At 53.3% G+C, this 20,832-nt stretch carries 14 protein-coding genes, 1 tRNA gene, 3 rRNA genes and 1 other annotated feature; of the genes, 5 read left to right on the top strand and 13 right to left on the bottom strand.

The window, feature by feature from the left end:
- The first annotated feature begins 13 nt into the window (after positions 1-13).
- Positions 14-1,369, top strand: coding sequence for a CDP-diacylglycerol--serine O-phosphatidyltransferase (pssA, locus tag PU624_RS08235; protein ID WP_283547238.1), 1,356 nt, complete (start codon positions 14-16; stop codon positions 1,367-1,369).
- 165 nt (positions 1,370-1,534) lie between these two features.
- Here pssA and PU624_RS08230 read toward each other — a convergent pair whose 3' ends face one another.
- The 8 genes from PU624_RS08230 to rluD form a co-directional block, all read right to left on the bottom strand.
- Positions 1,535-2,821 carry an MFS family transporter gene (locus PU624_RS08230; protein ID WP_283547237.1) on the bottom strand — a complete coding sequence of 429 codons (1,287 nt, stop codon included), beginning with the start codon at positions 2,819-2,821 and terminating at the stop codon, positions 1,535-1,537.
- Positions 2,822-3,097: 276 nt separating this feature from the next.
- Positions 3,098-3,213 (bottom strand): 5S ribosomal RNA (gene rrf, locus PU624_RS08225).
- A gap of 92 nt (positions 3,214-3,305) precedes the next feature.
- Positions 3,306-6,216: ribosomal RNA gene (locus PU624_RS08220) — 23S ribosomal RNA — on the bottom strand.
- Between the two features lie 230 nt (positions 6,217-6,446).
- Positions 6,447-6,521, bottom strand: a tRNA-Glu gene (locus PU624_RS08215).
- Positions 6,522-6,609: 88 nt separating this feature from the next.
- Positions 6,610-8,150, bottom strand: a 16S ribosomal RNA gene (locus tag PU624_RS08210).
- The 16S, 23S and 5S rRNA genes sit together here with 1 tRNA gene alongside, the layout of an rRNA operon.
- Before the next feature lie 474 nt (positions 8,151-8,624).
- Positions 8,625-11,210, bottom strand: coding sequence for an ATP-dependent chaperone ClpB (clpB, locus tag PU624_RS08205; protein WP_283547236.1), 2,586 nt, complete (start codon positions 11,208-11,210; stop codon positions 8,625-8,627).
- Positions 11,211-11,324: 114 nt separating this feature from the next.
- Complete coding sequence (gene yfiH / locus PU624_RS08200; protein WP_283547235.1) at positions 11,325-12,053, bottom strand: purine nucleoside phosphorylase YfiH; 729 nt, start codon at positions 12,051-12,053, stop codon at positions 11,325-11,327.
- A complete protein-coding gene (gene rluD, locus PU624_RS08195; RefSeq protein WP_283547234.1) occupies positions 12,053-13,030 on the bottom strand; it encodes a 23S rRNA pseudouridine(1911/1915/1917) synthase RluD in 978 nt (325 codons plus the stop codon). Before rluD ends, yfiH begins: the two co-directional genes overlap by 1 nt.
- 129 nt (positions 13,031-13,159) lie before the next feature.
- Here rluD and bamD point away from each other — a divergent pair, with 129 nt between their 5' ends.
- The 3 genes from bamD to pheA all read left to right on the top strand — a co-directional run bounded on the left by bamD (position 13,160) and on the right by pheA (position 15,915).
- The gene (gene bamD, locus PU624_RS08190) at positions 13,160-13,891 is read left to right on the top strand and encodes an outer membrane protein assembly factor BamD (protein WP_090965572.1); all 732 of its coding nucleotides are present in this window, start codon (positions 13,160-13,162) and stop codon (positions 13,889-13,891) included.
- Between the two features lie 277 nt (positions 13,892-14,168).
- Positions 14,169-14,504 carry a ribosome-associated translation inhibitor RaiA gene (raiA, locus tag PU624_RS08185; protein WP_003849030.1) on the top strand — a complete coding sequence of 112 codons (336 nt, stop codon included), beginning with the start codon at positions 14,169-14,171 and terminating at the stop codon, positions 14,502-14,504.
- An 88-nt stretch (positions 14,505-14,592) separates the two neighbouring features.
- Positions 14,593-14,717 (top strand) — a sequence feature (Phe leader region).
- A gap of 22 nt (positions 14,718-14,739) precedes the next feature.
- Positions 14,740-15,915 carry a bifunctional chorismate mutase/prephenate dehydratase gene (gene pheA / locus PU624_RS08180; RefSeq protein ID WP_283547233.1) on the top strand — a complete coding sequence of 392 codons (1,176 nt, stop codon included), beginning with the start codon at positions 14,740-14,742 and terminating at the stop codon, positions 15,913-15,915.
- A 32-nt stretch (positions 15,916-15,947) separates the two neighbouring features.
- On the opposite strand, the gene tyrA is transcribed toward pheA, so the two are convergent.
- Entirely contained in the window at positions 15,948-17,069 is a 1,122-nt protein-coding gene (gene tyrA, locus PU624_RS08175; protein WP_283547232.1) for a bifunctional chorismate mutase/prephenate dehydrogenase, read from the bottom strand.
- 5 nt (positions 17,070-17,074) lie between these two features.
- Positions 17,075-18,154 carry a 3-deoxy-7-phosphoheptulonate synthase gene (locus tag PU624_RS08170; RefSeq protein ID WP_283547231.1) on the bottom strand — a complete coding sequence of 360 codons (1,080 nt, stop codon included), beginning with the start codon at positions 18,152-18,154 and terminating at the stop codon, positions 17,075-17,077.
- A 289-nt stretch (positions 18,155-18,443) separates the two neighbouring features.
- On the opposite strand from PU624_RS08170, the gene PU624_RS08165 reads away from it, so the two are divergent.
- A complete protein-coding gene (locus PU624_RS08165) occupies positions 18,444-18,980 on the top strand; it encodes a GNAT family N-acetyltransferase (protein WP_283547230.1) in 537 nt (178 codons plus the stop codon).
- Positions 18,981-19,077: 97 nt separating this feature from the next.
- On the opposite strand, the gene rplS is transcribed toward PU624_RS08165, so the two are convergent.
- The 3 genes from rplS to rimM are packed head-to-tail and all read right to left on the bottom strand — an operon-like array spanning position 19,078 to position 20,816.
- Positions 19,078-19,425 (bottom strand): 50S ribosomal protein L19, encoded by a 348-nt coding sequence (rplS, locus tag PU624_RS08160; protein ID WP_003849035.1) that lies wholly within the window; start codon positions 19,423-19,425, stop codon positions 19,078-19,080.
- A gap of 42 nt (positions 19,426-19,467) precedes the next feature.
- The gene (gene trmD, locus PU624_RS08155) at positions 19,468-20,232 is read right to left on the bottom strand and encodes a tRNA (guanosine(37)-N1)-methyltransferase TrmD (RefSeq protein ID WP_136197232.1); all 765 of its coding nucleotides are present in this window, start codon (positions 20,230-20,232) and stop codon (positions 19,468-19,470) included.
- A gap of 35 nt (positions 20,233-20,267) precedes the next feature.
- Positions 20,268-20,816 (bottom strand): ribosome maturation factor RimM, encoded by a 549-nt coding sequence (gene rimM / locus PU624_RS08150; RefSeq protein WP_003849039.1) that lies wholly within the window; start codon positions 20,814-20,816, stop codon positions 20,268-20,270.
- Between the last annotated feature and the right edge of the window lie 16 nt (positions 20,817-20,832).

The following is a 20,832-nucleotide window of genomic DNA, read 5'->3' as shown; positions in this document are numbered from 1 at the left end:
GAAGTGCACTGTGATGTTGTCTAAATTTAAACGTAACAAACACCAACAACACCTCGCACAGCTGCCGAAACTGTCACAATCCGTTGCGGATGTGTCGACACTTTACTCGCCTGCCGAATTTCGCCAGACATTGCTGGAGAAAATTGCGGCAGCGCAGACACGCATCTGTATTGTTGCGCTCTATCTGGAAAATGATGACGCCGGGCGTGCCGTCATGGATGCGCTCTATAGTGCGAAGCAGGCGCGGCCGGAGCTGGATATCTCGATTCTGGTTGACTGGCACCGTGCGCAGCGTGGCCGGATTGGCGCAGCGCGGGGCGTAACCAATGCCGACTGGTATTGTGAAATGGCGACCCGCTATCCGGATATCGCCATCCCGGTTTATGGCATTCCGGTCAATACCCGTGAAGCGCTGGGCGTGCTGCATCTTAAAGGGTTCATTATCGATGATATGCTGCTCTACAGCGGCGCCAGCATCAATGATGTCTACCTGCATCAGCATGATAAGTATCGCTATGATCGCTACCAGGTTATCCGTAATCGCCAGCTGACCGATACGATGTATGACTGGATCACGCTCAATCTCAAGCCTGCGGAAGCGGTTAACCGACTCGATTTTGCTGAGCGTCCTTCAAGCCCTGAAATCAAAAATGAGACGCGCCAGTTCCGTCAGGATCTGCGAGGCTTCAATTATCAGTTTGAAGGGAATGCCGGCAACGATGAACTAACGGTCACGCCGCTGGTTGGTCTGGGTAAGCACAGCCTGCTCAATAAAACCATTTTCCATCTGATGCCCTGTGCCGAACAGAAGCTGATTATCTGTACCCCTTACTTCAACATGCCCGCCCTGCTGGTGCGTAATATCATTCATCTGCTGCGCCAGGGGAAACAGGTCGAGATCATCGTCGGTGATAAAACTGCCAATGATTTCTACATCGCGCCCGATCAGCCATTCAAAATTATCGGCGCGCTGCCTTACCTGTACGAGATCAATCTGCGTCGCTTCATGAGCCGTCTGCACTATTACGTTACGACCGATCAGCTGGTCGTGAGACTGTGGAAAGATGGTGAAAACAGTTATCACCTTAAAGGAATGTGGGTTGATGACGAATGGCAGCTGATTACCGGTAATAACCTCAATCCACGTGCATGGCGACTCGATCTCGAAAATGCGGTGCTGATCCACGATCCTCATCAGGAGTTAGCCGCTCAGCGTGAGAAGGAACTGACGTTAATCCGTCAGAACACGACGATCGTGACGCATTTCCGTGAGCTTGAGAGTATTGCCGATTACCCGGCTAAGGTGCGGAAACTGATTCGTCGTCTGCGCCGGATACGTATCGATCGCCTGATCAGCCGTATTCTTTAATCGCTGCGGCCATGAAGGTATCCACTATGCGAAGTGTACTGCTTGCTGGGATGTTGTGTAGTGGATGCGCCCGACTGGCAGCGGCTGGAGCTGGAAAGATTTCACGTGGGATGCCGCCGGTGCAGCCAGCGGCATCGCCTTGTGGAATCTGAGTCAGTCACCTTTTTAAAGCTTAATTCCTTTACCGCGCTTGTGCAGCAACAGCGATACCAGAAACGCTACCGCGCCCATCGCTGAGACATACCAGAAGAAGGTGGTCTCGATCCCCTGCTGCTTCATCAGCAACGCCACATACTCCGCCGATCCACCGAACAGCGCATTCGCTACCGCGTAAGAGAGCCCGACACCCAGTGCACGCACCTGTGGCGGGAACATTTCGGCTTTAAGAATGCCGCTGATGGCCGTGTAGAAGCTGGTAATCAGCAAGGCCAGCATTATCAACAGGAAAGCCACGCCGGGACTTTGCACGTTTTGCAGCAGGGTCAGAATTGGCACCGTACAGATCGCCGCACCTGCGCCAAAGATCATCATCGAAGTGCGACGGCCAATTTTATCTGACAGGGCACCGATAATCGGCTGAATCAGCATAAAGACCAGCAGCGCACCAGTCATCAGCCCGCTTGCCGTTTTTGGATCCATACCCGACGTGTTAACCAGATACTTCTGCATGTAGGTAGTGAAGGTGTAAAAACTCAGGGAGCCACCGGCGGTGAAACCCAGCACCATCAGGAAGGGACGGGTGTGATTGCGCAGTAACCCGATTACGCTGCCCGCATCACGATGTTCACGGCTGGCCTTATCTGACGTTTCTTCCAGAGAGCGTCGTAACCATAATGCGACAACGGCGAGCAGTGCACCGAGGAAGAATGGAATACGCCAGCCCCAGCTGCGCAGCTCTGCATCAGTGAGCAGAAATTGCAGCACCACCACGGTCAGTACTGCCGCCAACTGGCCGCCAATCAGCGTGACATACTGGAATGAGGCGTAGAATCCTTTGCGTCCTTCCAGAGCCACTTCGCTCATATAGGTTGCGCTGGTCCCATACTCGCCGCCCACCGATAATCCCTGAAACATACGCGCCAGCAGCAGAATGACGGGGGCCGCCACGCCGATCGTCGCGTATCCCGGCAAACAGGCGATCACCAGCGAACCAAAACACATCATACAGACCGAAACCAGCATTGAATTTTTCCGGCCATGTTTGTCGCCGATATAGCCAAACAGCCAGCCGCCAATCGGACGCATCAAAAATCCTGCCGCAAAAACGCCCGCGGTCTGCAATAACTGTGTTGTGGTATCGCCCTGCGGGAAGAAAATATGGGCAAAGTAGAGCGAGAAGAATGAATAGACATAGAAGTCGAACCACTCTACCAGGTTGCCTGATGACGCGCCGACGATAGCCCAGATGCGTTTCTTAGTATCGTCCGTCTGAGTTTTATTATTGGGTGTCATGCCTTACCTCTTTTCCTTGCTGATCAACAGCGTTTAAAGGAGTGAGTAAAGCATTTAAGTCTATGGGAGGTAAAGGCGGGGTAATCCGAGATTATTATTGTGAGCCATGTCGCTAATTATCGAAAAATCAGCGGGTTGCTGGCCATTTTGAGGAAGTGTCTGGGGTGATCAGGGCTACAGGAAGTGGGTAAATGATAAATATTTCTGCTTAATTGAGCAACATTAAGACGTAAAAAAGCCCCGCACTGCTGTGCGGGGCTTCTTCACTTATATAATGCCTGGCAGTTCCCTACTCTCGCATGGGGAGACCCCACACTACCATCGGCGCTACGGCGTTTCACTTCTGAGTTCGGCATGGGGTCAGGTGGGACCACCGCGCTAAAGCCGCCAGGCAAATTCTGTCTCCGCGCCGCCACTCAGGGCCGCGCAGATATATCCGGAATAAGCTGAAAATCGTGTCTCTCAAAAACGCCTCTGGCGTTGTAAGGTTAAGCCTCACGGGTCATTAGTACCGGTTAGCTCAACGCATCGCTGCGCTTACACACCCGGCCTATCAACGTCGTAGTCTTCAACGTCCCTTCAGGACTCTCAAAGGAGTCAGGGAGAACTCATCTCGGGGCAAGTTTCGTGCTTAGATGCTTTCAGCACTTATCTTTTCCGCACTTAGCTACCGGGCAATGCCATTGGCATGACAACCCGAACACCAGTGGTGCGTTCACTCCGGTCCTCTCGTACTAGGAGCAACCCCCCTCAATTCTCCAGCGCCCACGGCAGATAGGGACCGAACTGTCTCACGACGTTCTAAACCCAGCTCGCGTACCACTTTAAACGGCGAACAGCCGTACCCTTGGGACCTACTTCAGCCCCAGGATGTGATGAGCCGACATCGAGGTGCCAAACACCGCCGTCGATATGAACTCTTGGGCGGTATCAGCCTGTTATCCCCGGAGTACCTTTTATCCGTTGAGCGATGGCCCTTCCATTCAGAACCACCGGATCACTATGACCTGCTTTCGCACCTGCTCGAGCCGTCACTCTCGCAGTCAAGCCAGCTTATGCCATTGCACTAACCTCACGATGTCCGACCGTGATTAGCTGACCTTCGTGCTCCTCCGTTACTCTTTAGGAGGAGACCGCCCCAGTCAAACTACCCACCAGACACTGTCCGCAGCCCGGATTACGGGCCTACGTTAGAACATCAAACATTAAAGGGTGGTATTTCAAGGTTGGCTCCACGCGAACTGGCGTCCGCGCTTCAAAGCCTCCCACCTATCCTACACATCAAGGCTCAATGTTCAGTGTCAAGCTGTAGTAAAGGTTCACGGGGTCTTTCCGTCTTGCCGCGGGTACACTGCATCTTCACAGCGAGTTCAATTTCACTGAGTCTCGGGTGGAGACAGCCTGGCCATCATTACGCCATTCGTGCAGGTCGGAACTTACCCGACAAGGAATTTCGCTACCTTAGGACCGTTATAGTTACGGCCGCCGTTTACCGGGGCTTCGATCAAGAGCTTCTCCTTGCGGATAACCCCATCAATTAACCTTCCGGCACCGGGCAGGCGTCACACCGTATACGTCCACTTTCGTGTTTGCACAGTGCTGTGTTTTTAATAAACAGTTGCAGCCAGCTGGTATCTTCGACTGGCTTCAGCTCGGGGAGCAAGTCCCTCCACCTACGCGCCAGCGTGCCTTCTCCCGAAGTTACGGCACCATTTTGCCTAGTTCCTTCACCCGAGTTCTCTCAAGCGCCTTGGTATTCTCTACCTGACCACCTGTGTCGGTTTGGGGTACGATTCTGTGTTACCTGATGCTTAGAGGCTTTTCCTGGAAGCTGGGCATTTATCACTTCAGCACCGTAGTGCCTCGTCGTCACGCCTCAGCGTTAACAAGAGTCCGGATTTACCTAAACTCTCCGCCTACACGCTTAAACCGGGACAACCGTCGCCCGGCTGATATAGCCTTCTCCGTCCCCCCTTCGCAGTAACACCGAGTACAGGAATATTAACCTGTTTCCCATCGACTACGCCTTTCGGCCTCGCCTTAGGGGTCGACTCACCCTGCTCCGATTAACGTTGAACAGGAACCCTTGGTCTTCCGGCGAGCGGGCTTTTCACCCGCTTTATCGTTACTTATGTCAGCATTCGCACTTCTGATACCTCCAGCAGCCCTCACAGGCCACCTTCGACGGCTTACAGAACGCTCCCCTACCCAACAACGCCTAAGCGTCGCTGCCGCAGCTTCGGTGCATGGTTTAGCCCCGTTACATCTTCCGCGCAGGCCGACTCGACCAGTGAGCTATTACGCTTTCTTTAAATGATGGCTGCTTCTAAGCCAACATCCTGGCTGTCTGTGCCTTCCCACATCGTTTCCCACTTAACCATGACTTTGGGACCTTAGCTGGCGGTCTGGGTTGTTTCCCTCTTCACGACGGACGTTAGCACCCGCCGTGTGTCTCCCGTGATAACATTCTTCGGTATTCGCAGTTTGCATCGGGTTGGTAAGCCGGGATGGCCCCCTAGCCGAAACAGTGCTCTACCCCCGAAGATGAGTTCACGAGGCGCTACCTAAATAGCTTTCGGGGAGAACCAGCTATCTCCCGGTTTGATTGGCCTTTCACCCCCAGCCACAGGTCATCCGCTAATTTTTCAACATTAGTCGGTTCGGTCCTCCAGTTAGTGTTACCCAACCTTCAACCTGCCCATGGCTAGATCACCGGGTTTCGGGTCTATACCCTGCAACTTAACGCCCAGTTAAGACTCGGTTTCCCTGCGGCTCCCCTATACGGTTAACCTTGCTACAGAATATAAGTCGCTGACCCATTATACAAAAGGTACGCAGTCACCCTGATAAATCAAGGCTCCCACTGCTTGTACGTACACGGTTTCAGGTTCTGTTTCACTCCCCTCGCCGGGGTTCTTTTCGCCTTTCCCTCACGGTACTGGTTCACTATCGGTCAGTCAGGAGTATTTAGCCTTGGAGGATGGTCCCCCCATATTCAGACAGGATACCACGTGTCCCGCCTTACTCATCGAGCTCACAGCATGTGTGTTTTTGTGTACGGGAGTATCACCCTGTACCCTGCGACTTTCCAGACGCTTCCACTAACACACAAGCTGATTCAGGCTCTGGGCTGCTCCCCGTTCGCTCGCCGCTACTGGGGGAATCTCGGTTGATTTCTTTTCCTCGGGGTACTTAGATGTTTCAGTTCCCCCGGTTCGCCTTGCAGCACTATGTATTCATGCTGCAATGATGCACAGAGTGCACCGGGTTTCCCCATTCGGACATCGACGGCTGTAGCGGTTCATATCACCTTACCGTCGCTTTACGCAGATTAGCACGTCCTTCATCGCCTCTGACTGCCTGGGCATCCACCGTGTACGCTTAGTCGCTTAACCTCACAACCCACAGGCGTTTTACAACGCTGCGTGCTGCAAGCATTTGAGAGACTCGAACATATCGTGTTTTTCATTCTTATTACGGAGAATGAAAACGACATGTCGTTTCAATTTTCAGCTTGTTCCGGATTGTTAAAGAGCAAATATCTCAAACGCGGCCCGGCTGCTTACGCAACCAAATCGGTTTTGAGATACTGTATGGAGACACCTTTCACCTGTCACCAAGCAGGTGGCGTCCCCTAGGGGATTCGAACCCCTGTTGCCGCCGTGAAAGGGCGGAGTCCTAACCGCTAGACGAAGGGGACACAATTGTGTCACGACTTCGCAGCCGTCCTGCTCATTACTTTTTATCAGACAATCTGTGTGGACACTGCGCGGGAAGGTATCTTCAGGTAAGGAGGTGATCCAACCGCAGGTTCCCCTACGGTTACCTTGTTACGACTTCACCCCAGTCATGAATCACAAAGTGGTAAGCGCCCTCCCGAAGGTTAAGCTACCTACTTCTTTTGCAACCCACTCCCATGGTGTGACGGGCGGTGTGTACAAGGCCCGGGAACGTATTCACCGTGGCATTCTGATCCACGATTACTAGCGATTCCGACTTCACGGAGTCGAGTTGCAGACTCCGATCCGGACTACGACGCACTTTGTGAGGTCCGCTTGCTCTCGCGAGGTCGCTTCTCTTTGTATGCGCCATTGTAGCACGTGTGTAGCCCTACTCGTAAGGGCCATGATGACTTGACGTCATCCCCACCTTCCTCCGGTTTATCACCGGCAGTCTCCTTTGAGTTCCCACCATTACGTGCTGGCAACAAAGGATAAGGGTTGCGCTCGTTGCGGGACTTAACCCAACATTTCACAACACGAGCTGACGACAGCCATGCAGCACCTGTCTCACGGTTCCCGAAGGCACTAAGGCATCTCTGCCGAATTCCGTGGATGTCAAGAGTAGGTAAGGTTCTTCGCGTTGCATCGAATTAAACCACATGCTCCACCGCTTGTGCGGGCCCCCGTCAATTCATTTGAGTTTTAACCTTGCGGCCGTACTCCCCAGGCGGTCGACTTAACGCGTTAGCTCCGGAAGCCACTCCTCAAGGGAACAACCTCCAAGTCGACATCGTTTACGGCGTGGACTACCAGGGTATCTAATCCTGTTTGCTCCCCACGCTTTCGCACCTGAGCGTCAGTCTTTGTCCAGGGGGCCGCCTTCGCCACCGGTATTCCTCCAGATCTCTACGCATTTCACCGCTACACCTGGAATTCTACCCCCCTCTACAAGACTCAAGCCTGCCAGTTTCAAATGCAGTTCCCAGGTTAAGCCCGGGGATTTCACATCTGACTTAACAGACCGCCTGCGTGCGCTTTACGCCCAGTAATTCCGATTAACGCTTGCACCCTCCGTATTACCGCGGCTGCTGGCACGGAGTTAGCCGGTGCTTCTTCTGCGGGTAACGTCAATCGACGGGGTTATTAACCCCGTCGCCTTCCTCCCCGCTGAAAGTACTTTACAACCCGAAGGCCTTCTTCATACACGCGGCATGGCTGCATCAGGCTTGCGCCCATTGTGCAATATTCCCCACTGCTGCCTCCCGTAGGAGTCTGGACCGTGTCTCAGTTCCAGTGTGGCTGGTCATCCTCTCAGACCAGCTAGGGATCGTCGCCTAGGTGGGCCATTACCCCGCCTACTAGCTAATCCCATCTGGGTTCATCCGATAGTGAGAGGCCCGAAGGTCCCCCTCTTTGGTCTTGCGACGTTATGCGGTATTAGCCACCGTTTCCAGTGGTTATCCCCCTCTATCGGGCAGATCCCCAGACATTACTCACCCGTCCGCCACTCGTCACCCAAGAGCAAGCTCTCTGTGCTACCGTCCGACTTGCATGTGTTAGGCCTGCCGCCAGCGTTCAATCTGAGCCATGATCAAACTCTTCAATTTAAGTTTGATTTGCTTAAACAAGTTAAGCGGTGCTCATCTGTAAAACGTCATAATGAATTTCATTATGTGTTCACTCGTGAGACTTGATATTTTTGTTGCGTCCTAAGACGCTGATATCAATCCTGCGAGTGCCCACACAGATTGTCTGATAAATTGTTAAAGAGCAGTGCGAACAGTGCGTTAGCGTCCTGTCGCGAGGTGGCGTATATTACGCTTTCCTCCTGCAGAGTCAACCTCTATTTCAGAAGTTTTTCTCCAGCGGCGCAGTCTCCTGTGCCTCCCAATCCGTTTTCCCGTTGCCGGTTTGCCGTGTCAGTGGAGGCGCATTATAGGGAACGGCTGAGATAGCGCAAGTGCAAATCACAACTTTTTTACTGACCGTTCAATTTGCGCTCAAAAGGAGAAATAAATAAGCAAAAACCCCTCAAAAGGGCAAAAAAAACGGGCCTGAGGCCCGTTTTTCAACTCGCACCCTTACTGATGTGCAGTGATGACGTCGTTTACAACATCCATTTCGATGGTTTTACCCGGCACCAGCGAACCTGCAAGGATCTGCTGAGCCAGCGGGTTCTCGATCTGCTGCTGTATCGCCCGTTTCAGCGGACGCGCACCATAGACAGGATCATACCCGTTCTCCGCCAGCAGTTTGATCGCCTCATCGGAGATGTGCAGCTGATAGCCACGTTCATCCAGACGTTTGTACAACCGCTGCAGCTGAATCTGCGCAATCGAAGCAATATGTTTCTCAGCCAGCGGATGGAACACCACCACCTCATCGATACGGTTGACGAATTCTGGACGGAAATGCTGTCCGACCACACCCATCACAATATCTTTCATTTCCGGATAGCTGAGATTGCCGAACCGTTCCTGAATTAAATCCGATCCCAGGTTAGAGGTCATGATCACCACGCTGTTACGGAAATCGACCGTACGACCCTGCCCATCCGTCAGACGGCCATCATCCAGCACCTGCAGCAAAATGTTGAAGACATCAGGATGCGCCTTCTCGACTTCATCCAGCAGGATTACCGAATAAGGACGACGACGTACAGCTTCGGTCAGATAACCGCCCTCTTCATAGCCGACATAGCCCGGAGGTGCACCCACCAGCCGCGACACTGAATGTTTTTCCATAAATTCGGACATGTCGATACGAACCATCGCATCGTCACTGTCGAACAGGAAATTAGCCAGCGACTTACACAGTTCGGTCTTACCTACCCCGGTAGGCCCCAGGAACAGGAAGGAACCGATCGGGCGGTTGGGATCAGAGAGACCTGCACGACTCCGGCGGATAGCATTCGATACCGCTTCAACCGCTTCATCCTGGCCAATGACACGACCATGCAGATCCTGCTCCATGCGCAGCAACTTATCGCGCTCACCTTCCATCATTCGTGCCACCGGGATACCGGTCCAGCGAGCCAGCACATCGGCAATCTCCACATCCGTTACGCGGTTACGCAGTAACTTCATGGTTTTGCCTTCCGCCTGTGTCGCTGCGGCTAGCTGTTTTTCCAGTGCCGGAATTTTACCGTACTGCAGCTCTGACATCTGAGCGAGATCACCCTGGCGACGGGCCTGCTCTAAATTCAGACGCGCCTGCTCCAGTTCAGCTTTGATGTTCTGCGTGCCGGACAGCGACGCCTTCTCGGTCTTCCACTCATCTTCCAGCTCGGCGTATTCACGCTCTTTCTGGTTCAGCTCAGTTTCCAGCATCTCCAGACGCTTGATACTGGCATCGTCCGCCTCTTTCTTCAGCGCCTGCTGCTCCAGCTTCAGCTGAATGATACGGCGCTCCAGGCGATCCAGTGACTCCGGCTTCGAGTCCATCTGCATACGAATGCTGGATGCCGCCTCATCAATCAGGTCAATCGCTTTATCCGGCAGCTGGCGGTCAGCAATGTAACGATGAGACAGCGTCGCCGCCGCCACAATCGCCGGGTCAGTAATCTGAACATGGTGATGCAGTTCGTAACGCTCTTTCAGGCCACGCAGAATGGCGATGGTGTCTTCCACACTCGGCTCAGCCACAAAGACTTTCTGGAAACGACGCTCCAGCGCGGCATCTTTTTCAATGTACTGACGGTACTCATCAAGCGTAGTGGCACCCACGCAGTGCAGTTCACCACGAGCCAGCGCAGGCTTGAGCATGTTACCGGCATCCATCGCACCGTCCGCTTTACCGGCGCCGACCATAGTGTGCAGTTCGTCGATAAACAGAATGACGTTGCCTTCCTGTTTCGACAGGTCGCTCAGCACGCCTTTCAGACGCTCTTCGAACTCACCACGATATTTCGCCCCGGCCACCAGCGCACCCATATCCAGCGCCAGTACCCGACGACCTTTCAGCCCCTCAGGGACTTCACCGTTAATGATGCGCTGCGCCAGCCCTTCAACAATCGCGGTTTTACCCACGCCAGGTTCACCAATCAGCACCGGGTTGTTTTTAGTACGGCGCTGCAGAACCTGAATAGTGCGGCGAATCTCTTCGTCACGGCCGATGACCGGATCGAGTTTGCCCTTCTCGGCACGCTCGGTCAGATCGATGGTGTATTTCTTCAATGCCTGGCGCTGATCTTCAGCCCCCTGATCGTTCACGTTGTCTCCTCCCCGCATCTGTTCAATTGCACTGGTGATTTTTTCACGCGTTGCACCCGCTGCTTTGAGCAGATCGGCCAGTGAGCCACGAGATTCCAGGGCGGCCAGAACAAATAATTCTGATGAAATGAAGTTATCGTTGCGCTTCTGCGCCAGCTTGTCGCACAGGTTTAATACCCGGACGAGGTCTGATGAGGGTTGTACATCCCCTTCGCTGCCTTCAACTTGTGGCAGGCGATCGATGGCCTGCTCAACCTGAGCGCGAAAAGGCGTAACGTCGACACCGGCCGAAGTCAGTAAAGGTGAAACCGATCCGCCCTCCTGTTTGAGCAATGCGCTCATCAGGTGCAGAGGTTCAATGAATTGGTTGTCGTGTCCCAGAGCCAGGGACTGCGCGTCGGCGAGAGCCAGCTGAAATTTGTTAGTAAGACGATCCAGACGCATAATTCCTCCCATTACAGGTCAAAATGCTACTGGAGATTAAATGAGGTCATCCCTCAAAAATTTCAAGGTTAATGACCTGAGGTTTGAGTAAAAAATACGCTAACTGGACCGTCTTATGGCGTAAGGTTATAACAGCCAGATCAAAGTTGCCATACGCCCGGTGATCCCATCGCGGCGGAAGGAGAAGAAATCGTCGCGCTGCGTAAAGGTACAACGGCTATCGGCGCTGATTGAATGCACGCCCGCTGCCTGCAGTCGCATACGCGCCAGCAGCCAGATATCAGCGTAAAAACGGTCGCCCGAAGGACGGAAAGCCTGCACGGCGTGGGGATCCTGAGCCATAAAGGCCTGACGCACTTCTGCACCAACCTCAAACGCATCGGGTCCAATCGCCGGTCCCAGCCAGGCATGAACCTGCTCAGTCGGCGAGCGAAACTGCGCCAGCGTATTTTCCAGTACACCCGCACACAGTCCGCGCCAGCCTGCATGTGCCGCAGCGACTTCCTTCCCATCCTGCGAACAGAAGAGAACCGGCAGACAGTCAGCGGTCATGATGGCGCAGACAACGCCAGGCTGATCGGTGATGCAGGCATCGGCACGTAATGGCGTACTTTCTCCTGCGGTCAGACGCACAACCTCTGTACCGTGAACCTGTTCCAGCCACTGCGGCATTGCAGGCAGGCCCGCTTCTTCCACCAGCAACTGCCGGTTACGCGCCACTGCATCCGGATTATCCCCTACGTGCCCGCCGAGATTCAGCGCATCCCACGGCGACGTGCTGATGCCGCCCTGTCGCTGCGTCGAGCAGGCCCGAACGCGTGACGGCGCAGGCCATTGAGGAATAATCAGATTCATCACCAATTCATCTGGTCTTTGAATTCTTCAGTGTCTGCTTTTAACGCCGCGATCAGATCAACCATATCCTGCGGAAGCGCAGCATGGAATTCCATCTCGATACCGCTGATGGGGTGATACAGGCGCAACATTGTGGCGTGCAGGGCCTGACGGTCGAAACCGCGCAGCGTCGTAATAAATGCCTCTGATGCCCCTTTTGGTGGACGCGGACGGCCACCGTAAAGCGGATCGCCCACCAGCGGATGGCTGATGTGAGACATATGCACACGGATCTGGTGAGTACGACCGGTTTCCAGACGCAGACGCAGACGGGTATGAGCCCGGAAATGCTCCATGATGCGGTAATGCGTCACTGCCGGTTTACCCATTGGGTGAACTGCCATGTGGGTGCGTTTGGTTGAGTGACGGCTGATAGGCTGCTCAACAGTGCCGCCCGCTGTCATATTACCAATCGCGACCGCTTCATATTCACGGGTAATTTCGCGACGCTGCAGCGAGTCCACCAGATGCGTCTGAGCCGGAACGGTTTTCGCTACCACCATTAAACCGGTGGTGTCTTTATCCAGGCGGTGTACGATGCCCGCGCGTGGCACATCCATAATCGCAGGAAAGTGATGAAGTAAGGCGTTTAATACCGTGCCGTCCGGATTACCGGCGCCAGGGTGTACCACGAAGTCGCGTGGTTTGTTGATGACAATAATGTCTTCATCTTCATAAACGATGTCGAGTGGCAGATCCTGCGGTTCCCAGCGCTGTGCCTCTTCGATCTCAGCGTCAATCGCGACCAGCTCGCCGCCCAGCACTTTTTCTTTGGGTGTATCGACCATGACGCCGTTTACAGTAACGCGACGATCGAGGATCCACTCTTTTATGCGAGAACGTGAATAATCAGGGAACAATTCCGCCAAAGTCTGATCTAAGCGTTGTCCGAGTTGTGATTCGGATACCGTTGCGGTGAGTTGAACTTGTTGTGCCATATACAGCTTCTTCGTTAACGTTGGGTTTTCACGGCGATGCCGTTTAATATAATGTGCTATCGTACCTGGTCATTACCGGGAGCTATACGGACAGCTTCCGCCATAACATTTGAGGATAATCACTTCGTCATGACGCGTATGAAACATCTGGTGGCTGCTGCCACACTGAGCCTGGCACTTGTTGGTTGTTCCGGCTCAAATGACGCGGTACCGGACAACCCGCCTTCTGAAATCTATGCTACAGCGCAGCAAAAGCTGCAGGACGGTAACTTTAAAGCCGCGATTAAGCAACTGGAAGCGCTGGATAATCGTTATCCGTTCGGTCCTTATTCGCAGCAGGTGCAGCTGGATTTAATCTACGCGTACTATAAAAATGCCGATCTGCCCCTGGCGCAGGCTGCCATTGCTCGCTTTATGCGTCTGAACCCTACGCATCCGAACATTGACTATGTCATCTATATGAAAGGTCTGACGGACATGGCGCTGGATGACTCCGCGCTGCAGGGCTTCTTTGGTATCGATCGTTCTGACCGCGATCCGACGCACGCTCGTGATGCTTTCCGCGACTTCTCCCAGCTGCTGCGTAATTACCCGAACAGCCAGTATGCGGCTGATGCTCAGAAACGTCTGGTCTATCTGAAAGACCGTCTGGCTAAATATGAGCTGTCAGTGGCGCAATTCTATACTAAGCGTGAGGCTTATGTCGCGGTTGTTAACCGTGTCGAAGGTATGATGCGTGATTATCCGGATACGCAGGCGACACACGATGCCCTGCCGCTGATGGAAAATGCTTACCGCAATCTGCAGCTGAATGCTGAAGCCGATAAAGTGGCGAAAATCATTGCAGCGAACAAAAGCTGATAGCCCTGATTTCAGCCACAAAAAAAGCAGCCTGCGATGGCTGCTTTTTTTTGCTCAAAGAACAGTCAGAAGTGGATCTGATGCCAGTGAGCTAACTCATCAAGCATGCCGTGTTAATCGTTTCGCTTCAAGCCATTTCAGCCAGTTTCTCTGCCTTTCTCACAGAATGTTGTGACTGACAAAAAGTGACATTTTTTCGTGATCGAAATCTCACATCTAACGCTTTTTCGCGCTATGCTGAAAAGACCAAGACGGAAATGACAGAGAGGTAAGAACGATGATTCTGAACATTACCAGTAAACAAATGGACATCACCCCGGCAATCCGAAGCCATGTTGAAGACCGTCTCGCCAAGCTCGAAAAATGGCAAACCGACCTGATTAATCCGCATATTGTCCTGTCTAAAGAGCCCAAAGAATTCGTGGCTGATGCCACTATTAACACACCGAACGGGACTCTGGTGGCCAGTGCCAAACATGACGATATGTATACCGCCATCAATGATTTGATTGCGAAGCTTGAGCGTCAGCTGAACAAGGTTCAGCACAAGTCTGAAGCGCGCCGCGCCAGTGCCAGCGTAAAAGACATTATCCCCGCCGACGAAGAGTCCTGATTTTCATAACGCGCCTCCGGGCGCGTTTTTTATTGACAGCTTTTAAGCAGTACGGTTACTCTCAGCTCACTCTCTTTTCGGACGTTATTATGAAAACTGATCTGTTTTTCTTCGCTTTCTTTTTTACCTTCCAATGAACGGGAGGCCATTCGTCGTGTGAAAATGAAAGCGAAGACGAACAACGAAGCCTCCCAACCGGGAGGCTTTTTTATTGGATAGCATACAGGTGAGCCCTATGAATCCCGACAATCCATTGTTGGCGCTACGCGATAAAATTAGCGCAGTGGATAAAAAACTTCTGACGCTGCTGGCCGAGCGTCGTCTGCTGGCAGTGGAAGTCGCACAGGCAAAACTGGCAACGCATCGCCCGATTCGGGATGTGGAACGTGAACGCGCGCTGCTGGAGAATCTGATTGTGCTGGGCAAAGCGCACAAACTGGATGCGCACTACATCACCCGCCTGTTCCAGCTGGTCATCGAAGATTCCGTGTTGACTCAGCAAGCCTTACTGCAGAAAAACCTCAACCACCCCCATGCGCATGCCGCCCGTATCGCCTTCCTCGGCCCGAAAGGCTCCTACTCGCACCTTGCCGCACGCAACTACGCGTCACGTCATTTCGATAGCATGGTGGAGTGTGGCTGCCTGAAGTTTCACGACATCATCAAGCAGGTCGAAAATGGCGTGGCTGATTATGCCGTGATGCCGATTGAGAACACCAGTTCGGGCTCGATCAACGATGTCTACGATCTGCTGCAACAGACCAGTCTCTCTATCGTGGGCGAGCTGACCTTACCTATCGACCACTGCGTGCTGGTGAATGGCCCTACCGATCTGCAGCAGATTGAGACGGTGTACAGCCATCCTCAGCCCTTCCAGCAATGCAGTCAGTTCATTAATCGTTTCCCGCACTGGAAGATCGAATATACCGAGAGTACCGCGGCAGCGATGGAGAAAGTGGCTGCGCTCAACTCACCTAAGGTGGCGGCGCTGGGCAGTGAAGCCGGTGGCGAGCTCTATCAGCTGCAGGTGCTGGAGCGTAATCTGGCGAATCAGCAGCAAAACCATACCCGCTTTATCGTTCTGGCCCGCAAAGCCATCGAGGTTTCAGATCAGGTGCCAGCGAAAACCACGCTGATCATGGCAACCGGTCAGCAGGCGGGTGCACTGGTCGATGCGCTACTGGTGCTGCGTCAGCACAACCTGATTATGAGCAAGCTGGAGTCACGCCCGATTAATGGCAATCCGTGGGAAGAGATGTTTTACATTGATGTGCAGGGCAACCTGCAATCAGAGCGGATGCAGCAGGCGCTTCAGGAATTACAGACCATGACCCGCTCTCTGAAGGTGCTGGGCTGCTACCCCAGCGAGAATGTGGTGCCCGCTGAACCTGGCGATGAATCTGCCGAATAGAAAAAAGGCATCCGCAAGGATGCCTTTTTCATTTATGGCCGGCTGTCATTAGCCGAGCGTAACAGACTCCGGCTTTCCACCAGGAAGCGTTTCGCGTGATCGCCAAACCACTGTTCAACCCGGTTAAAGCTGGCAATGAATGCCTGTTTGTCGCCCTGCTCCAGCAGCGCAATCGCTTCACCAAACCGCTGGTAATAGCGTTTGATCAGCGCCAGATTACTCTCTGAAGACATGATGATATCCGCATAAAGCTGCGGATCCTGAGCGAACAACCGCCCCACCATCGCCAGCTCCAGCCGGTAAATCGGCGATGAGAGCGCCAGCAGCTGTTCGAGATTGACGTTCTCTTCGGCTAAATGCAGGCCATAGGCAAAGGTGGCAAAGTGACGCAGCGCCTGAATAAAGGCCATGTGCTGGTCATGCTCCACCGCGCTGATACGATGCAGACGCGCACCCCAGACCTGAATCTGCTCCAGGAACCACTGATACGCTTCCGGCTGTCTTCCATCACACCAGACCACGACCTGTTTTGCCAGACTGCCGCTGTCCGGGCCAAACATCGGATGCAGACCCAGCACCGGACCGCTATGAGCGGCCAGCATCGCCTGCAAAGGCCGGTTTTTCACGGATGCCAGATCAACCAGAATACAATCTTCCGGCAGTGGCGGCAGCCGGGCAATAACCTCCTCGGTCAGGTGAATCGGCACGCTGATGATTACCATACCGGCATCACTCAACAGCGTTTCAGCCTGAGGCCAGTCCTCTTTATCCAGCGTTTTAACCGTATAACCTGAAAGCCCGAGCATTTTTTCAAACAGCCGGCCCATCTGGCCTTTACCCCCGACGATCACCACCGGGCGCAGTTCAGGACAGAGGGTTTTAAAGCCTTTGTCATTCTCGCTGGTATAGGACTCGCGCATCACGCGGCGCAGTATATCTTCAATCAGATCCGGGGGTACGCCGAGCGCTTCAGCCTCTTTGCGGCGGGAAGCCAGCATCGACGCTTCACGTTCAGGCACGTAGATAGGCAGACCGTAACGGCTCTTAACCTCCCCTACTTCTGCTACCAGCTCCAGCCGTTTAGCCAGAAGATCCAGCAGCGCCTTATCAACACTGTCAATTTGATCGCGTAACGCGGTCAGTTCAGCCACCATTGCTCTTACACCTCTTGTGACAGACGCGCCGACAGCACTCCCTGCAGATCCTGATGCATCTCACGCAGCAACGTTTCGGTCACTTCCCAGTTGATGCAGGCATCGGTTACGGAAACGCCATACTTCATTTCGCTGCGTGGCTGCTCAGAAGACTGGTTACCTTCATTGATATGGCTTTCCAGCATCAAACCAATGATTGAACGGTTTCCGTCTTTGATCTGCGCAATAGCGGATTCCGCTACGCCAGGCTGACGGCTGTAGTCTTTGTTCGAATTGCCATGGCTGCAATCTATCATTAAGGCTGGACGCAGTCCCGCCTTGAGCATCTCTTTTTCACACTGCGCGACATCTTCAGGGCCGTAGTTCGGCGCTTTGCCGCCACGCAGAATCACGTGACCATCCGGGTTGCCCTGAGTCTGCAGCAGACAGACCTGACCGGCCTGATTAATGCCGACAAAACGGTGCGGCATTGCGGCGGCACGCATGGCGTTAATAGCCGTTCCCAGACTGCCATCGGTGCCGTTTTTAAAGCCGACCGGCATCGACAGACCCGAAGCCATTTCACGGTGGGTCTGAGATTCTGTCGTCCGTGCGCCAATGGCTGACCAGCTGAACAGGTCGCCCAGGTATTGCGGGCTGTTCGGATCCAGCGCTTCAGTCGCCAGCGGCAGACCCATTTCAACCAGGTTCACCAGCAGCTGACGCGCAATGTGCAGACCCGCTTCCATATCAAACGAGTTATCCATGTAAGGATCGTTGATCAGCCCTTTCCAGCCGACGGTAGTACGAGGCTTTTCAAAATAGACGCGCATCACGATATAGAGCTGATCCTTCAGCTGCCCGGACAGGGTTTGCAGACGACGAGCATATTCCAGCGCCACTTCGGTATCGTGAATCGAGCAGGGTCCGCACACCACCAGCAGACGCGGATCGCGGCCGGCAATAATGTCAGAGATGGTCTGGCGAGAGGCCGCGACCTGATCCTGCTGTTCAGTGGTCAGTGGAAACTTCGCTTTCAGCTCTTCAGGCGTGATTAATACCTGTTCACCGGCGATATGCACATTGTTCAGCGCGTCTTTTTGCATGATGGCGATCCTTTGGCTCGTATTTACGGACAGGGGCTCCTCATTGAGGAATGCAAATACTGTATCACAGACAATACATAGCGCAATATTATATGTACACTTTTATTACCACAGATGGATCCCAACAGGAGATAACCTAATAAAAAGAAACTATATCAATAATTTATAAATAAATACGTATCAGCAAGACTCCACCGAAATGTACATTTAAGTTTACATCATGCTTTATTGCGTTTCTCTCTGCTGCAGGCAAAATGAGGATATTGATTATTTTAATGCTGAGCCCATCATGCACGCCTCTCCACTGAACATCTCTCTCCGCCCTTTTGAGCTCAGCGACATCCCCGCGTTTACCGCTGCGGTTAATGCCTCACTGGATAGCCTGATTCCGTGGATGGTCTGGGCGCATCACGATTATCAGCCTCATGACGCTGAAAGCTGGATCCGCTTTACCCACTGGCAAAGGATGAAAGAAGAAGCGGAAGAGTTTGCGATCGTTGATCAGCATGATCAGCTGCTTGGAGGCGCAGGCATACGCTTTGCCCGTCATTCAGGCGACACCAGCGCAATGGGCTACTGGGTTCGCCGTGACGCCCAGCGTCAGGGGATCGCCAGCCGGGCGGTGGAAAAGCTGCTGCCTCTGGGGTTTTCACGCCCGGAGACCAGGGTGATTGAAATTCTGGCGGCAGAGGAAAACCTGGCCAGCCGGAGAGTCGCTGAAAAGTGCGGTGGCCAGTTTATTGGCTGTCGCTATGGCCTGATCGTATTAGAGGCGGGGCCGGTCAATACGGCGATTTATCATTTCCAGCGGCCGGATGCCGGTTAACTGTGGCCAGTTGGCAGGCACCGACACAAAAAAAAGGGGCTGGCAGATGCCAACCCCTTGTTTGCTATTAACTTTTAGATGTCGCGTTAGCGATACCTTAGTTAAGACGCTCTTTAATACGAGCAGACTTACCAGTACGCTCACGCAGGTAGTACAGTTTGGCTTTACGCACAGCGCCACGACGTTTAACAGCGATGCTGTCAATGACAGGTGAATGAGTCTGGAATACACGCTCAACGCCTTCGCCGTTAGAAATTTTGCGAACAGTGAATGCAGAGTGCAGACCGCGGTTACGAATAGCGATAACCACGCCCTCGAATGCCTGCAGACGTTTTTTAGAACCTTCAACGACCCATACTTTCACTTCCACGGAATCACCCGGGCGGAAGGAAGGTACGTCCTGTTTCATCTGCTCTTGTTCAATTTGCTTGATAATGTTGCTCATAATTAAATCTCATATCCTGGGTAAACTGATAGTCGGGGAAGATCACTCTTCCACATCATCGTTTTGTTGCTGCTGAGACTCCCGCTGGAACTCATTCAGCAACCTTGCTTGCTCTTCAGTCAGAGCCAGGTTTTCCAGAAGTTCAGGTCTTCTCAGCCAGGTACGGCCTAGCGACTGCTTCAGACGCCAGCGGCGAATATCAGCATGGTTACCTGACAGTAATACTGCCGGGACTTCCACGCCGTCTAACACTTCAGGTCGGGTATAGTGCGGACAATCCAGCAAGCCATCAGAGAACGAATCCTCATCGGCTGACGCCTGCTTGCCGAGTACGCCGGGAATAAACCGGGCGACTGCGTCAATCATCGTCATGGCTGGCAGTTCCCCGCCACTGAGAACGTAATCACCGATTGACCATTCTTCATCAATTTCGGTCTGGATTACGCGCTCATCAATCCCTTCATAACGGCCACAGACCAGAATTAACTTGTCCCGTGCCGCCAGTTCGCAAACGCCCTGTTGGTCCAGTTTGCGACCCTGAGGTGAAAGATATATCACCCTGGCCCCATCACCTGCCGCTGCTTTCGCTGCGGAGATGGCATCCCGTAAGGGTTGTACCATCATCAGCATTCCCGGTCCGCCGCCGTAAGGACGATCATCCACGGTACGGTGCCGGTCGTGAGTGAAGTCCCGAGGACTCCAGCTCTGAATGCTGAGCAGACCGTTTTTTACAGCCCGGCCAGTTACCCCGTAATCGGTAATAGCGCGAAACATTTCTGGAAACAGGCTAATAACACCAATCCACATTGTATTCGCCGTTACGTTACCGTTCGATTCGGAGATCAAAAACCAGGATCCCAATCTACCTCAATGACGCCAGTAGAGAGATCGACTTTCCTGATAACCTGTTCATCAAGAAACGGAATTAACCGCTCCTGAGCACCGAACGCATCCTTCAGGTTTGCCTTAACGACGAGAACGTCGTTCGAGCCGGTTTCCATCATATCGATGACTTTACCCATCTCGTAGCCTTCAAGGTTAACCACCTGGCAGCCCATAAGGTCTTTCCAGTAGTAGTCGCCCTCTTCCAGCGATGGCAACTGCGTCGAGTCAACCTGAATTTCGCAATTGGTTAACTGAGCCGCCGCATCCCGATCTTCAATGCCTTTGACTTTGATGATCAGGTCCTGATTGTGGTGCTTCCAACCTTCAAGTTCGACCTGCTGCCATTTACCGGCGCGCTGGATGAACCAGGGTTGGTAGTTGAAGATGCTTTCAGCGTCTTCAGTGGAGGAAAACACTTTGAGCCAGCCGCGAATACCGTAGGCGGCTCCCATCTTACCCAATACAATCGGGTTAACGGGAGGCTGTGCGGCAAGTTGTCTGCTCATGCTCACCACCGTGACA

Source organism: Pantoea sp. Lij88, from assembly GCF_030062155.1.
Classification (GTDB): domain Bacteria; phylum Pseudomonadota; class Gammaproteobacteria; order Enterobacterales; family Enterobacteriaceae; genus Pantoea.
The sequence above is the reverse complement of the archived record's forward strand: the minus strand, read 5'-3'. Positions and strand labels throughout refer to the sequence as shown.